13 protein-coding genes are annotated in these 13738 nt (G+C 70.1%); 8 read left to right on the forward strand and 5 right to left on the reverse strand.

Annotated features, from left to right (window positions below; translation table 11 throughout):
• The 3 genes from I6A60_RS01585 to I6A60_RS01595 form a co-directional block, all read right to left on the reverse strand.
• On the reverse strand, positions 1–1681 hold a 1681-nt coding region (locus I6A60_RS01585), incomplete at its 3' end, for a hypothetical protein (RefSeq protein ID WP_203055538.1).
• Position 1682: 1 nt separating this feature from the next.
• The gene (locus I6A60_RS01590) at positions 1683–2078 is read right to left on the reverse strand and encodes a pilin (protein WP_238434573.1); all 396 of its coding nucleotides are present in this window, start codon (positions 2076–2078) and stop codon (positions 1683–1685) included.
• A complete protein-coding gene (locus I6A60_RS01595) occupies positions 2075–2863 on the reverse strand; it encodes a hypothetical protein (RefSeq protein ID WP_203020997.1) in 789 nt (262 codons plus the stop codon). Before I6A60_RS01595 ends, I6A60_RS01590 begins: the two co-directional genes overlap by 4 nt.
• 551 nt (positions 2864–3414) lie before the next feature.
• On the opposite strand from I6A60_RS01595, the gene I6A60_RS01600 reads away from it, so the two are divergent.
• From I6A60_RS01600 to I6A60_RS01610, 3 genes are read left to right on the forward strand one after another with little or no spacing between them, the layout of a single operon-like run.
• Positions 3415–4119 (forward strand): hypothetical protein, encoded by a 705-nt coding sequence (locus I6A60_RS01600; RefSeq protein WP_203020999.1) that lies wholly within the window; start codon positions 3415–3417, stop codon positions 4117–4119.
• Entirely contained in the window at positions 4116–4664 is a 549-nt protein-coding gene (locus I6A60_RS01605; RefSeq protein ID WP_203021001.1) for a hypothetical protein, read from the forward strand. The genes I6A60_RS01600 and I6A60_RS01605 overlap by 4 nt, the downstream gene beginning before the upstream one ends.
• A complete protein-coding gene (locus tag I6A60_RS01610) occupies positions 4657–5157 on the forward strand; it encodes a hypothetical protein (protein ID WP_203021003.1) in 501 nt (166 codons plus the stop codon). The genes I6A60_RS01605 and I6A60_RS01610 overlap by 8 nt, the downstream gene beginning before the upstream one ends.
• A 65-nt stretch (positions 5158–5222) precedes the next feature.
• Here the strand turns inward: I6A60_RS01610 and I6A60_RS43270 are convergent, their stop codons facing one another.
• Positions 5223–7688: a site-specific integrase gene (locus I6A60_RS43270; protein WP_203021004.1), complete on the reverse strand. Its 2466-nt coding sequence runs from the start codon at positions 7686–7688 to the stop codon at positions 5223–5225.
• A complete protein-coding gene (locus tag I6A60_RS43275) occupies positions 7678–8787 on the reverse strand; it encodes a tyrosine-type recombinase/integrase (RefSeq protein ID WP_203021006.1) in 1110 nt (369 codons plus the stop codon). The genes I6A60_RS43270 and I6A60_RS43275 overlap by 11 nt, the downstream gene beginning before the upstream one ends.
• Before the next feature lie 96 nt (positions 8788–8883).
• On the opposite strand from I6A60_RS43275, the gene I6A60_RS01625 reads away from it, so the two are divergent.
• The 5 genes from I6A60_RS01625 (at position 8884) to xerC (ending at position 13703) form a co-directional block, all read left to right on the forward strand.
• Complete coding sequence (locus I6A60_RS01625; RefSeq protein ID WP_203021008.1) at positions 8884–9210, forward strand: recombinase family protein; 327 nt, start codon at positions 8884–8886, stop codon at positions 9208–9210.
• Entirely contained in the window at positions 9207–10409 is a 1203-nt protein-coding gene (locus I6A60_RS01630) for a site-specific DNA-methyltransferase (protein WP_203021010.1), read from the forward strand. The genes I6A60_RS01625 and I6A60_RS01630 overlap by 4 nt, the downstream gene beginning before the upstream one ends.
• Complete coding sequence (locus tag I6A60_RS01635; RefSeq protein ID WP_203021012.1) at positions 10406–11386, forward strand: site-specific DNA-methyltransferase; 981 nt, start codon at positions 10406–10408, stop codon at positions 11384–11386. The genes I6A60_RS01630 and I6A60_RS01635 overlap by 4 nt, the downstream gene beginning before the upstream one ends.
• On the forward strand, positions 11383–11868 hold the full coding sequence (locus I6A60_RS01640; RefSeq protein WP_203042551.1) for a helix-turn-helix domain-containing protein: 486 nt from the start codon (positions 11383–11385) through the stop codon (positions 11866–11868). The genes I6A60_RS01635 and I6A60_RS01640 overlap by 4 nt, the downstream gene beginning before the upstream one ends.
• A 275-nt stretch (positions 11869–12143) precedes the next feature.
• A complete protein-coding gene (xerC, locus tag I6A60_RS01645) occupies positions 12144–13703 on the forward strand; it encodes a tyrosine recombinase XerC (protein WP_203021016.1) in 1560 nt (519 codons plus the stop codon).
• Positions 13704–13738: the final 35 nt, after the last annotated feature.

Consider the following 13738-nt stretch of genomic DNA (forward strand, 5'->3'; position numbering starts at 1 on the left):
CGCATGGTCGCAAGATCGCATCGGAGCCGGCCCGATCCCACCCCGCGAGGCGGGGACCTTTTGGTGACCGGCCCGCGCCCCCCCGGCGCGGGGCTGCCCGGGGGCGGCGGGGGGGCCGCGGCGCCCGGGGCACACCGCGGGCCGGGCCGGAGCGCCGGACCCTGGGGACGCGGGTCAGCGGGATGAGCAGCTGACCGTCGGCGTTGGCTTCGACGTGGTCGTAGGGATCGGCCGGCCCGCCGCCAGGACCGCGGCGCGGCCCGCCGCCCCGTCCGCCGCGGCCCCGAGGCCCGCCTCGTCCGCCCCGGCCGCCGCCTCGTCCGCCGCGGGGGCGCTGGGGGTCGACCCCTCGGCGCCGCGGTCCGAACCCGCCGCGCAGCAGACCCATCGCGCGGCCGAGCACGTAGGCGCGCACAATCCGGCCGAGGATCCCGCGGCCCTGACCGATCCTCGGCATCAACCAGAACGGGATCTTGAACAGGAAATAGACCATGGTGATGGCCGCGAGGAGGTTCACCACCCCGTCCGGGGTCGGCCCGAGGAGGGAGAAACCGCCCGGGGTGAAGAACACCCTGAAACTGGCGATCAGGACGAACGCCTGGGCGATCTGGATACCCAGGACGCTGAAGAACGCGCGCCACCACCAGAACGCGATGCGTTCGGTCTGCGGGAGCGCGTGGCAGGCCAACGCGAGCGGCGCGATGCCGATCAGGACCACGGTCAGGACGATCCGGCCGATGTAGACACACAGCAGCGCGACGATCGCCCCAGCCAGGAACAGGCCGAGAAAGACGGCGAAGATGCCGCCGTTGACGCTGTCGGGACCGCCCCCGAGCGCGCCGAGGACGATCGCGCGCAGTTGCGTGGACGCGGATTGTGGGTCGAGGCCCTGGCCGAGAATGGCGCCGGGCAGAGGGTTCGCCAGCTCGATGGCCTTGGCTGCCGCGAACTGGGAGAACCCGGCGGCCAGGAAACCCAGGGGAATACGCGGGGCGATCTCCTTGATCGTGATGCGGGTCTGGGTCGAGCCGTAGGCCATGGCCGTGATCCCACCGGCCATGATCAGCAGGCTGTAGGCGGCGACGGTGATAGTCCACGAGGTCGACCACAGCTGGCCGATCGCCGGCACGTCTGAGGGTGTGGGTGTCGTCAACAATGTCCGGCCGAGCAGATCCAACAATGGGTTCAGCCCGCCAATCACCAGTCCGCGAAAGAAGCTGTCGATCGCTTTGGTGATGTTGTCGGCGATCCAGCCGGCGACCCCACCGGAACCCCCGTCGCCGGGGATAGTCGGCGCGGGTGGGGTCGTCGTCGGGGTCGGCGCCGAGGGCGTGGCCGGCGTGGCTGGGGCGGCCGGTGTACTCGGCGTGGCGGGGACGGTGGTGCAGGTCGGGTCTGCGCTGGCGCACCCCTGCGGAGCCGGGCCTGTCGGGGTGGGCGTGGTGTTCTGGGGCGTGGGGGAGGTGCCGCCGGGCACGGTGGGGGCCGGTCCGGGCGCTGCCTGCGGTGTCGCCGCGGGCGTGCCCGGAGCGGTCGAGGGCGGTGGGGGCGCTGGGGTGGCGTCCGCTGCCCAGGCCGACGCCGGAGCGGCGACGAGCAGCGCCAGCGCGAGCAGTGCCGCCGCGGCATACCTGGCCGGGCGCGTCCGGCGGACGTGGCGACCCGGCGCGACGGTCGCCATCTCAGAACCCGAAGATCGACTTGAGGACTTCGACGATCGTGGGCGCCAGTACGGCGAGCCCGACGCCCTTGAGTCCGTTCTGGAAAGAGTCTTTCGCCTTGGCGAGCTCGCCCGGGTCGCTGTTGGCGGCCAGGTAGCGCAGCCCGGCGAGGGTGAAGCAGACCCCGGCGTAGGCGCCCAGGATCCCCATCACCCAGTTGCGGATGTTGGTCAGGACCGTGTCGAGGCTCGGCGGCGGCGGCGCCGCTGGCGGCGGCGGGTCCGCCAGCGCGACACCCGCACCCACCAGCACGATGACCGTCACCAGGACGGTCAGGACCACGAGGCGGTGGCCCGCGAGACGCCGCCCCAGCGAGAAGGCACGGCGTGCCATGGCCTGCAGGCGCGGGGCGGTCATGCCGGCGCCCGCTCGGTGGCCGTCTCCTGTCGCCCGGTCGCGGCATCGCGACCAGGCGCCGACGGATCGGGAACCCGACCGCCGCGGGTGGGAGTCAGCGCGACGGCGAGGCGTTGTTCGGCCTGCTCGCGTCGCCGGTAGGCGGTCCGTTCCTTGGTCGCGTGGCCGGCCGCCCAGGCAGGGAGCGAAACGGCGCCGAGGCGGGTCGCGGTGATGAGGTCGGCTTCGGTCTCGGTCAGGACCCCGGCCCTGACAGCGACGGCCAGGACGTCGCGCGGACCGCGGGCCGGCGACGGGGCGATCGCCTGGGCGTCGAACAGGTCCTCATCGGGGTAGGGGATCTGCGGGGTCTGGGTCACCAGGCGCAGGCCGGCGCGGTAGGCGGCCCAGCGCAGCCGGACCGCGATCCGCGGCAGGTCCAGGCGAATGGTCGCGAGCGCGGTCAGGAACCCGGTCAGCACCTCGGCCTCGATGTCGGCCGGATCGAGGGGGCCGTGAGCATCCAGGCTGGCCGTGATTGCGCGCAGCGCGGGTAGGGCCATCCCCGCGGCGCCGACGGTCCATGCGGCGTCGCGCAGGCGGGAGCGGCGGATGACGATCGCCCACGCGGTGTCGCGCACCGCCGGCGGGCAGGACGCGGCCAGCAGCCGGTCGCGCAGCTCATCCAACGCCACCAGCCGGTCAGGCAGTCCAGGCACGAGCCCGCCGTCCAGGGCGAGGGGCTCGGGGCCCGCGACCAGTAGCGCGAAACTCTTCTGCAAGGTCGTCAGCGGCAACACCGGCACGCTCGGCTTGCGTACTCGCGGGGGAAGGGAAGACGTTTCCTCGGGCATTGTTTCGAGGTCCTTCGGGTGTCGTGGAATGCGGACAGCCATCAGGAAGCCACATCGAAGACAGCGAAAAGACAGCGCGATCTTCCCGAACATGCACAGCAAAGATCGCTGTGCAGACAGCGGCTGCACAGCGGCACCGTGCAACCCCCGCCAGCCACCCGCCGGCCGGGCACCGCCCAGCGGCTCCCCAGCGCCTGACAGCGGGCCTCTTAACTGCGAAGATGCAAGATCGCTGTCAGGTTTCCGGCGGGCCGCCGTCACCCTGACAGTGATCTTCACGGGTGCCCGCTGGCACCCTCCGCAAAAATCTTGAAAAAGTTTTCCGAAGGCCCGCGGTGGTGCCTCCGCCCGGCATGACAGCGATCAATAGTCCGGACGGACTAGTCGCGAGACAGCGGAAAAAATCTTGAAAGAAATGTGCACGCTGGTGGCAGAAACCCGCACAGCAGACGGTCTCCTTTCACGACGGCGAAAACGCTCCCTCGTGAAAGGCAGGACCACCGATGGCCCATGGCTTCGACCCCGACCGCAACGACGACCCAGCCGACACGGGCCGGCCGGTGAGTGTCTGGCCGTACCCACCGGACACCGTCGGACGGGAACCGGCCGGCTGGCTCCAGGCCGCCGTCCAACGGCTCGTCGTCGCCACCACCCGGCCCGGCGACCCGGTCCTGGTCCTGATCCCACCGGCCCCGTCCGGACCGGCGACCTGGCCGGGTGACGACACCGGCGACGAACTTGCCGAGACCGACCGGACCATCGCCCGACTCGGCCGACCCGTCCAGGTCCGCACCGCGCCCGCCCACCCGGCCCCCCGGCGAACCGAAACCGGACCCGGACCGGACCCGGCGCCCGGCCACGGCCCGGCCGAGAACCGATACCGGCTGGTCGTCACGGTCCTGGACCCGACCCGGCTCGACTGGGTCCACCACATCGACTGGGACCGGCTCCTGACCACCGGCGGCACCCTCGCAGTGATCACCCGCAGCGACAGCCTCTCCGGCTGGCTGATCGACCCCACCGTCGACCTGACCGCCGCCACCGGCCGCCACAAGCTCCTGCTGCTGGACCGCTTCGTCCTGCTCGAAGTCCCCCTCGACGAGCTCGACGGCCCCTCGACACCCTCCCTCCGCGGGAGAACGGCCCGGCGCGTGCATGCGGATCTTCTTCTCTTCACCACGATCACAAGCGAAGGGCAGGGCCGGTGAGCCCCGCGCCCACCCCGGGCCGCGGGGCGACCGGCGGGATGATCCTCGACGCGGCGCCCGACGGCGGGTCCTGGACCGGACCCGGACCGGTCGACCTGGTCCTGAGGGCGATCGAACCGCCCGGCGCCGACGGGCATCCCGGTCTGGGCAGCGACCGGCCGCGCGGGCGGCGGGCCGACTACCGGGTCCTGGCCCGGTCCGGCGGTCACCTTGTCGTCCTCACCCCGCCACAGGTCGTCGGCCGGACTGACTACGCCAGTCAGACCGACGCCGCCGGCAGCGACACCGGCTGGCGTCCCGTCCAGCGGGCCATCGCGCGCACCGCCGTCCCGCACCCGGCGGAAGGCGGCGCGGGCGTCCCGTCGCAGCGGGTGCGCGCCTACCCGGTCCGCCAGGACGTGATCGTCGCGCGGGCCTACCGGCGGCGACCGGGAGAACCCGGCCGAGCACCAGCCCACCGCCTGCCCGTCGGCGCGCACCACCCGTGCGCGCTCGGCCCCTCCTCGTTGCTCGCCTTCCTGTGGCTGGAGCCCTGCGATGTCTGACCTGCTGCCGATCTCCGCGTTGCCACCCGCGCCGACCGAGCCGGGCGCCCGACCCGGCTGGTGGGCGCGGATCACCCACCGCCACGCCGCCCGCCAGGCCCGCACGCTCGCTGCCCACCACGCCTGGACCACCGACCGCGCCCGCCACGCGCAGATCGCCCTCGTCCGCGACGGCTACCACCTCGGCCCGATCCCGTATGGCTATCTGGCGCTGCGGGTCACGCCCAGCCGCGGCGCACCCCGCCGCCAGATCCGCCTCCTGATCGACCCGCGCCGGGCGGCCGTCGTCGCCGCGATCTACCAATGGCGGATCGCCGACCGGCTCCCCACCCGCGCGATCACCACCCGCCTGCGGGACGGCGCCGACCTGAACACCACCGACATCGACGCCACCGGGTTCCCCCGGCCCTGGAGTACCGCCACGGTCACTCGTCTACTGGCGTTCTCTGCACTTGTCAAGGTCGCTTCGTCGGCTCCCGGAGTGGCGGCGTGAACCGGCCGGCGATCGTGGCGTGCGGTGATCGCCGCTGGACTGGTCGACCCTCGGTGCGTTGGGGGTCATCGCTGCGGCATGGTGGGTATGCCGAGATTGACCTGGGCTGGCCCGCCGAGCCGGGCGTTGCGTTCTGCTTGGTCCCGCTTGCTGCGGAGGAAGGTCAATGTGAGATCGAGGCCCTCGATTTCACCCCGCCAGCCCTCGTGGTCTGCTCTATCGCGTCGGGCGAGCAGGTCTTGTTCGAGTTCGTTCAGGCGGGGCACCATCTTCGGGTCGATCGACAGCATGGGGCAGCGAATACAGGCGTGTTCGTGGGCGCAGGGTGTGCCGTAGGGCCTTCCGCAGGAGCCGAGTTCAACACGGCGTTTATCGAAGTGCTCCTGGAAGTCGCGCCATTCTTCGTCGGTCGGGGTGCGGTACTCGTCGTCGGGTCGCTGTGCTCGACGTCGGTCGAGAAACTGCTGGTAGTGGGCGATGACGTTCTCCTCGAACACGGAGACGTAGCCGCGGGTGGTTTGGATGTTGAGGTGACCGAGCAGCGCGGCGCCGATGTGGATCGGCAGGCCGTTGTTGACCAGTTCGGTGGCGAACATTCTGCGGAAGTCGTGCGGGGCGAAGGTGACGTCCGTGAACTCTGGGTGGGTTTGAGCCAGTGTGCTGGTCGCGCGCTGGATGTGCTGCCAGACCGCGCTCATCGACATGCCGCGGCGGGTGGAGTTACGCCGGCTTTGGAACAGGTAGGGCAGCGGCGAGCTCCACACCCGCTCGTGCACGTCGTAACGGATAGCGACTGGGACGGTGCCGTGTTCGCGGATGTGCCGGCGGATGATCTGTGCGATCACGTGGAACAGTTCCGCGGACATCGGTATCACCCGCTCTCGGTCGGTTTTGGAGGGGCCGACGACGAGCAGGGCCACGACCTCACCGTTAGGCCGCTGGTAGTTGCGGACGCTGAGGTGGGTCAGCTCGGTGAGCTCCTCGATGCGCAGGCCGGCCAATCGCAGAGTCTCGATCACGGCCCACTGCCAGAATGCATGATTCTCGTCGTGGGAGAGGCGGAGAAGGTCGCCGGTGGCACGGTTGATGACTCTGATCGGAGCGTGGTCGGGATTTTTCCAGCCGGTGCGGTCACGCTCGATCGCGGTTCGTTGATAGGTCACTCCATCGACAGTGAAGTGCGCGTCGAGTTCGACTGTCCGGGCGGCGTCCAGCAACGTCCGCAGCCGCAGCCAGTGGTCGTTGACATGCCTGGACAGGATGGGCAGCAGAGGCTGGCGTTCTCGGGTGCGGTGGGCCACCCGTTCCTGCAGCCGCCGGCGCCGGGCCTGGAATCTGCGCATATCGGCGTCTCTGATAGGGCAGGGCGCCACCCAGCGGGCCCACTTTTCGGGTTCGTTTGCCGCCCAGGTGTGCAGATCCAGGTAGAACGCTCGGACGGCCATCAGCGGTCCGCCCAGGTCCAGGCGTGGTTGGCCGTTGGGCAGCAGCCGCAGCCAGTCTCTCCATTGGCCGATCGTGTGTTCGTCGAGCCGCAGATCGCGCTGCGCGGGGTTGATTGCTTCTATCTGTTTCCAGAATGTGAGGGCCAGCCGGCGGGCCAGGTGGGCGATCGCGGAGTAATCCATCTCGGCGGACCGGCGGGTAATGTAGTCGACCAGCAGATCGCGGATTTCGATGGTGCGCAGATTGTGTCGGTCGACCAACTCGGCGATGGTGCGCTGGCCCTTGGTCACCGCGGCGCGCAACGTGTGCGGCGTGGACGGGGCGAAGTGCCCCATGTCGTGCAGCACGGGCCACGCGTGGGTGGCCGCGAAGGAGCCGTCGTCGGGGCGTGCCCCGGGGGTCAGGCCATGCTTGCGGGACTCGGCGGCGTAGTACAGCAGCGCTTCCGGCGTCAGGTCGGCCAGGTCGAGACCGAGCACGGTCAGCGCGCAGCAGACGTCGAACAGCGCCTGCCGCTGCGACTCCCGGCACATCGGCTGCGCCTCGACTCTGGAGCAGAACTCTTCCAGAAGGGGATCGGCCGCCGCTGTGCGGAACCACCGGGGATAGCATGCGAACAGGTAGGAACGAAATGTTCGCAGCGTCGGCTGGATCAGACGTCCGGCGAACGCCTGACCCGCTGCCGCGTTGAGTCTGCGTCGCAGCGTCGGGCTAAGTCGTTCTTCTCGTGCGCCGATCGTCACGCCCGGCTTGTTCAGGCCGGCCGCTTCCCACCGGTCCTGCCATGTGTCGCCAGGATACTGCTGAAGGTGGGTCAGCAAGGTGCGCATACCCCACCGCATATCGCCGCGTGTGGTCGTGGCGCCGCCGAACGTCTCGGTGACCAGCGGAACGATCTCGGCGATGGTCGCGGTGGCCAGGTCACCCAAGCCCCTCGGGGGCTTAACCGGCGGTGTCGGAGGCGCCGGGATGACCGTGGTCGGCGTGAACACGTTGTCGTTCACGTAGACAAAGTCGTGTCGATGGACTCGGCCCGTCGCCAGCTGCCCGAAGCCCTCGGCGGCGTCGACCACGTTACCGGGCACCGAAGACCGCCTCGATATCCGCCGGGTCGTAACCCGGGTTCCACTTCACCGTGGGTCGTGGCCGCTGGTAATGCTCCGCAAGCTTTTCCACGAGGTCTTCGATACCGACGACCGTGTAGAGAGCGGTGGTGGTAACGTGTGCGTGTCGCAGGATAGTCTGCACCTCCGCGAGGGTGAACGCAGGATCGCGGGCCAACCGGGTCGCGGCGGTATGCCGCAGATCGTGCAGAGTCCAATTGGCACCCAACGCTTCGCCGGCCCGCTGAATGATCCGCCGCGCCGCCCAGTAGGTCAGCGGCCGAGGATCGCCCCGGCGGGTACGCCAGACCGGTTCATCGTCTGCGGGCAGTCCCGCCTCCTCCAGGTAGGCGGCCAGGTAAGCCAAAGCCTGCGGCGACACCGGAACCTGCTGACGGGCCCGTGTCCCCTTGGAAACCACCCACAACCGGCCGCCGGACCATTCGACGTCACCGAGCCGGACACCCAGCAACTCGGACGCACGGGCGCCGGAAGAGACATAGCAGGCCAGCAGCGCCCGGTCCCGGGTGCAGCGCATCTGGGCGAACAGCTCCTCCCAGCGCTGGTCGGACATCGCCCGCGGCCGATACGCCGGGACCTTCGGACGCAACCGACCCCGCCGGTGCGCCGGCCTCGCCTCCATCGGGGAGCGGTGCGCCAAAGCGCCTCGACGCGCGGGATTCTCCGGCACCGGGTTCACCAGTGGGCCCCGACCGAAATGCAAATGGAAGGCGTAGAACTCGTGCACGGAGGTCAGGTTGTGGGCGATCGTGGCCGGAGCATACCCCGCTGCCGGTACCAGCTTTCCCGTCACCGGATTCACCGATCCAGGCGAAACACCGCCGGCAACGCTGCGCCGACGCTGCGGATTGAAAGCCGACCGCAGCCATCCCACCAACGTCGCGGTCTCGGTCTCGGTGGCTCTTTCCCACGCCACACCGACCGCCCACAGCACCCTGAACCACCGCAGCAGGTCATACGCGTAGCTGCGGCACGTCAGCGGGCTGCAATCCCCGAGCACCAGATCGCGCAAATAGCCACTGACCGGCTCGACCTCGCGACCCGCCTCGTCCCGGACCACCCACGGAAGGAGCGGACCGACACCACCAGCCACCGCCCCCACCCGGGGCAGCTCAGCACGACCTTCGAGCAAGCCCCGGTGCGCCCCAGTGAACCCATGATCCAACGCCATGCCCGGACGTCCCCTGTCTGTCACATACCGCGTCATACCGCCAGTAAGTGCAGTCAACAGAACAACCCTGTCTATACCGGCGTCACCGTCTGGGGCCGCACTCGCGGCGGACAGCCCGTCCCACCCTCGGAGTGGATCGTCGGCCCGAACGCCCACCAGTCGATCATCGACACCCAGACGTTCTTCCTCGCCCGGCAGGTCGCCCCGCCCGGCGCCGGCGCCGGCGCGTTCGACGCGGCCCTCGCCCACGCCACGCTGCGGCGCATCGGCGACACGGACGGTGCGGGCGGCTGGTGGGAGGGGCTGGTGTGAGGACCCTTCCCGAGCCCTACCGCGCAAGCCCCGGCGTGACGCTCTACACCGGCGACGCCATCGAGGTGCTGGCCGCACTGCCCGACCGGACCGCCGACTGCGTCGTGACCTCGCCGCCCTACTGGGGACTGCGCGACTACGGCACCGCCACCTGGACCGGCGGCCAGCCCGACTGCCCCCACGTCCCCTACTCTGACCGCAAGATCACCCGACGTCTCCGGCCCGGGAGCGCTGCGCCGGCGGGCATCGAACCAGACCCCCACGGGGCGGTCTGCGCCCGCTGCGGCGCGGTGCGCGAGGACCGCCAGTACGGCCTCGAACCCACCCTCGACGGCTACCTCAACCAACTGCGCGCCGTGTTCCAACAGCTCGCCCGAGTGCTGGCTCGTGGCGGGACGGCCTGGCTCAACCTCGGCGACAGCTACGCCACACCGACCCGCGCCGCGACGGCCACACCCGCTCCCGGCTCCCCAGAAGGTGGCACCGCGGGCCGGCCGCTGGCCGCGAAGGACCTGATCGGCCTGCCGTGGCGGGCCGCGTTCGCGCTACAGGCCGACGGCTGGATCATCCGGAACTGTGTCGTCTGGCACAAGCCGAACGCGATGCCCGAATCCGTCACCGACCGGCTTTCCAACCGCTACGAGCTGCTGTTCCTCCTCGTCCGCGACCGCCGCTACCACTTCGACCTCGACCCGATCCGCGTGCCACTCGCCCGCCCAGAAGCCCTCACCGAAGGCATCATGATCGGGTCCGAGGAAAGCCGCCACGGCGCCACCGGCGCGGCACGGCGGACCCGCGGCGCGAACACCTACGGCAGCGCCCCCGCAAACGCATTCCCCGCCGGGCCGCCCGGCGCGGCCACAGCGCCCACCGGCCAACGGCACACCAGCGCCCACCCGAGGGGCCGTAACCCCGGGGACGTGTGGACGATCAGCACCCGGCCGCTGCGAGCCGCGCACTTCGCCGCCTTCCCCATCGACCTGCCACTGCGCTGCATCGCCGCGGGCTGCCGACCCGGCGGGCTCGTCCTCGACCCGTTCTCCGGGGCCGCCACCACCGGCCTCGCCGCTCGCCAACTCGACCGGGACTACCTCGGGATCGACCTCAACCCCGCGTTCCACGACCTCGCCCTGACCCGCCTCGGCCTGCACCCACCCACAGGAAGCTCCGACGACGAAACCGCACGGAGAGCCGCATGACCCGGCCCGGACTGGCCCCCAAGACCGGCGGCGGCCTGGCGGCCCACCGTTATCACGCCGCGCCCGGCATCACCCTCTACCTCGGCGACGCGGCCACGGCGCTGCGCCACCTGCCGGCGGACAGCGTCGACTGCGTCGTCACGTCACCGCCCTACTGGCGGTTGCGCGACTACGACCCCCCGGCCGGCCACGGCGACGCCTCGCCCGCGCCGGGCGACCAGATCGGACTTGAACCGACCCTGGACGCCTACCTCGATCGGCTGCGCGCGGTGTTCGTTGAACTTGGCCGCGTGCTGACTCCGGCTGGCACTGTCTGGCTGAACCTCGCCGACAGCTATGCCGCGAACTCCGACGGCTATTACGTCACCCGCGGACTACCTGGACAGCCCCGCTACCGCCCCCGTAGCGGCCTGCCCGACAAGAACCTCCTCGGCCTGCCCTGGCGCGTCGCCCTCGCCCTCCAGGCCGATGGCTGGATACTGCGCAACGCCATCGTCTGGGAGAAACCCCACGCGGCCCCGACCCGGGCCTCCGACCGGCTCACCTGCCGCCACGAGCTCCTGTTCCTCCTCGCCCCCGCCCAGCACCATCTCGACCTCACCGCGCTCCAGGCCATCGCCGCCGGAAGGCGCCCGGCGGATCACTTTGTCTCCCGAAGCGGGGGCGAGGGGTCAACGCAGGCCGCTGGCGACGTCGGGGACGTCGGGGACGTCTGGACGCTTGCCGCCCGTCCAACGCCGTCGGGATATCCGCCCGCGTTCCCGCTCGAGATCCCCCTGCGTTGTATCGCCGCCGGCGCTCGGCCCGGTGGAGTCATCCTCGACCCCTTTTCCGGCGCCGGAACGACGGGTCTCGCTGCCCGGATGCTCGGCCGCTCCTACCTCGGCATCGACCGCAACGCCGTCCATCACGACCAAGCCAAGGCGGCGTTCTCCGCCCAGCAATGGGCGACTGGCGCTGATGGGTGTCTCGCATGAACCCTTCCAACCCGACCCCGAAGGCGCGCGGCACCGACGGGCATCGAGAGGACAGTCGCTCAGGAAGGTCGACCGCCGGCCGGTCGGGAGACCTCGGCCGTGACGCCATTCCTGGCACACCGCCGCGCCTGCGTGCGACCCCGACCCGGTCAGATTCGCCCACTCACGACGAGAGCCGCGCGGGAGTCGAGCCAAACGATCCAGGCACCTCACCCGATCCGCGGCGTAACGGGCGCACGAACACCGAGATTCATCGGCGGGTTCTCAGCCGTGCTGAGCTTCTCGCTCTGCCGGCCGTCGTCGATCTCCGCACTGCTGCCCGCGCGTTCGGACTCGGACGGACCAACGCCTACGAGCTTGCCCGCACGGGCCAGTTCCCTTGCCGCGTGTTGCGCATCAACAACTCCTATCGTGTCCCGACCGCCGAACTGTTGAGGGTCCTCGGCATCCATGACGGCACCGGCGGCCCCGAAGAACAGTGACGGAAAGCGCCGAGGAAGGCACTTTGTCGGGGCGCTCTTCCTGGGTAATACTTTCCTCGGCGCGCTGCGGACATCGGATGCGCGCCTTCTCATTGTCGCGGGCCGCAACCGTCGGCCATTGCCGTCGGCTGTAGCGATATTGCGGCGGACTGATCATCAGTCACGCGCCTGGCGGCGGCATGATCGCCCGCCAATCAATTCCGGCGGATTCCTGATGGGTGCGCCCGCTGGCAGATAAATGAGAGCCGCGAGCCCGCGAGAGGCGGAGGGTAGGAATGAAGAAAGAAGAGAACATCTACAAGCGGTGTGGCTGCGAGGACCCGACGTCCGGGCGGAAGGTGGGTGCGGCCTGCCCCCTGCTACGCAACGCCAAAGGCGGCTGGAGTGCATCGCATGGCACCTGGCACTACCGCATCGAGCTTCCTGCGGCCGTCGGCGACCGCCAGGCCCTGCGGCGTGGAGGATTCGCCACCAGTGCCGATGCCAAGAAGGCCCGCGAGGACGTCGCGGCGCTTCTCGCGATCCCAGACGTTGACGACGTCGACGCGATCCGTCTCGTCGTCAAGCTGGTACGCGAGGGAACGAAGAAGGGAGTGGTATTCCCCGCCTACGACGAGGTGCGCACCCGGGTGCGCACCCGGAGTCTCTCCCAGGACGACCTCACGGTCGGCGAGTGGTTCGCCACATGGCTGCAGGAGAAGGAGAAGTCCCGCGCCCCCAAGACCATCCTCGGTTACAAGTCCCACATCGATCTCTACCTGGCGCCCCACCTCGGAACGATCCGGCTCGACCGTCTGGCGCTCGCGCACGTCTATGACATGTTCGACGCCATCGAGGAGCGCAACGAGCAAATCCTCGCGGCGAACGAAGCCCGCCGACAGATGCTCGGGCACCTGAAGACCACCTGCGGCCGGGCCGCCCGGCGCCAGATCCGGGACCAGCTTGCCGCGATGGAGCCGTTCCGCAGGCCCGTGGGGGCGGCCTCGAAGCAGTCGATCCGCGCCACGCTGCGCTCGGCCCTGTCCAGCGCGATGCGCCGGGGAAAGATCACGATCAATGTGGCACGCAACGTCGAGCTTCCGTCGGGGAAGCCGCCGAGGCCGCTCCTGTGGACGCCGGGCAGGGTGGACGCATGGCAGCGGACCGGGGCGCGCCCCGGTCCGGTCATGGTCTGGACACCTGAACAGATCGGGGCGTTTCTCGACGCCGTCTACCACGACCGGCTCTACGCGCTCTTCCACCTGGCCGCGTTTCGGGGCCCCCGGCGGGGGGAGCTGTGCGCGGTGCACTGGCCGGACGTCGACCTGGATCATAAGAAGATCCTGATTCAGTGGCAGCTGGTCGTGGTCGGGTGGCAGGTGTTGCTCACCCGGCCCAAGACCGACGCGGGCGTGCGTGAACTCGTGCTCGACGAGGCCACGGTGGAGGAGCTGCGACGCCACCGGCGTCGCCAGGAGGCCGAGTGGCACGCCATGGGTCTCGCCTGGGATGACGCTGGACCGGTGTTCACCGCAGTCGATGGCGCGTTGCTGCATCCGGCCGCGGTCACGACCCGCTTCCAGGAGCTCGCTTCCGCGGCGGAGCTGCCGCCGATCCGGTTCCATGATCTTCGTCATGTGGCGGCCACCCTGATGCTCGGCGCCAAGGCCGACATTAAGGTCGTGCAGGAGACGCTCGGGCACTCGTCCTACGAGGTCACTGCCAATGCCTACACCTCGGTGCTCGACGAGCTAGCCCGCGCCGCCGCAGAGGGAGCGGCGCGGCTCGTCCCCCGGACCCCACCCACGACCCCCGCGCACACGTCGCGCACACGGGAGATCGACATGACCTCCTAGAGAGGAGATCAAATGACAAAAGTGCAGGTCAAACA

This window comes from Frankia sp. AgB1.9 (assembly GCF_016786355.1).
In the GTDB taxonomy this organism is placed as follows: Bacteria; Actinomycetota; Actinomycetes; order Frankiales; family Frankiaceae; genus Pseudofrankia.

Coding starts and splice junctions, on each gene's coding strand:
- I6A60_RS01640 (WP_203042551.1), top strand. CDS start 11,383: ATGAACCCTTCCAACCCGACCCCGAAGGCGCGCGGCACCGACGGGCAT.
- I6A60_RS01635 (WP_203021012.1), top strand. CDS start 10,406: ATGACCCGGCCCGGACTGGCCCCCAAGACCGGCGGCGGCCTGGCGGCC.
- I6A60_RS01610 (WP_203021003.1), top strand. CDS start 4,657: ATGTCTGACCTGCTGCCGATCTCCGCGTTGCCACCCGCGCCGACCGAG.
- I6A60_RS01625 (WP_203021008.1), top strand. CDS start 8,884: ATGATCCAACGCCATGCCCGGACGTCCCCTGTCTGTCACATACCGCGT.
- xerC (WP_203021016.1), top strand. CDS start 12,144: ATGAAGAAAGAAGAGAACATCTACAAGCGGTGTGGCTGCGAGGACCCG.
- I6A60_RS01590 (WP_238434573.1), bottom strand. CDS start 2,078: ATGACCGCCCCGCGCCTGCAGGCCATGGCACGCCGTGCCTTCTCGCTG.
- I6A60_RS01600 (WP_203020999.1), top strand. CDS start 3,415: ATGGCCCATGGCTTCGACCCCGACCGCAACGACGACCCAGCCGACACG.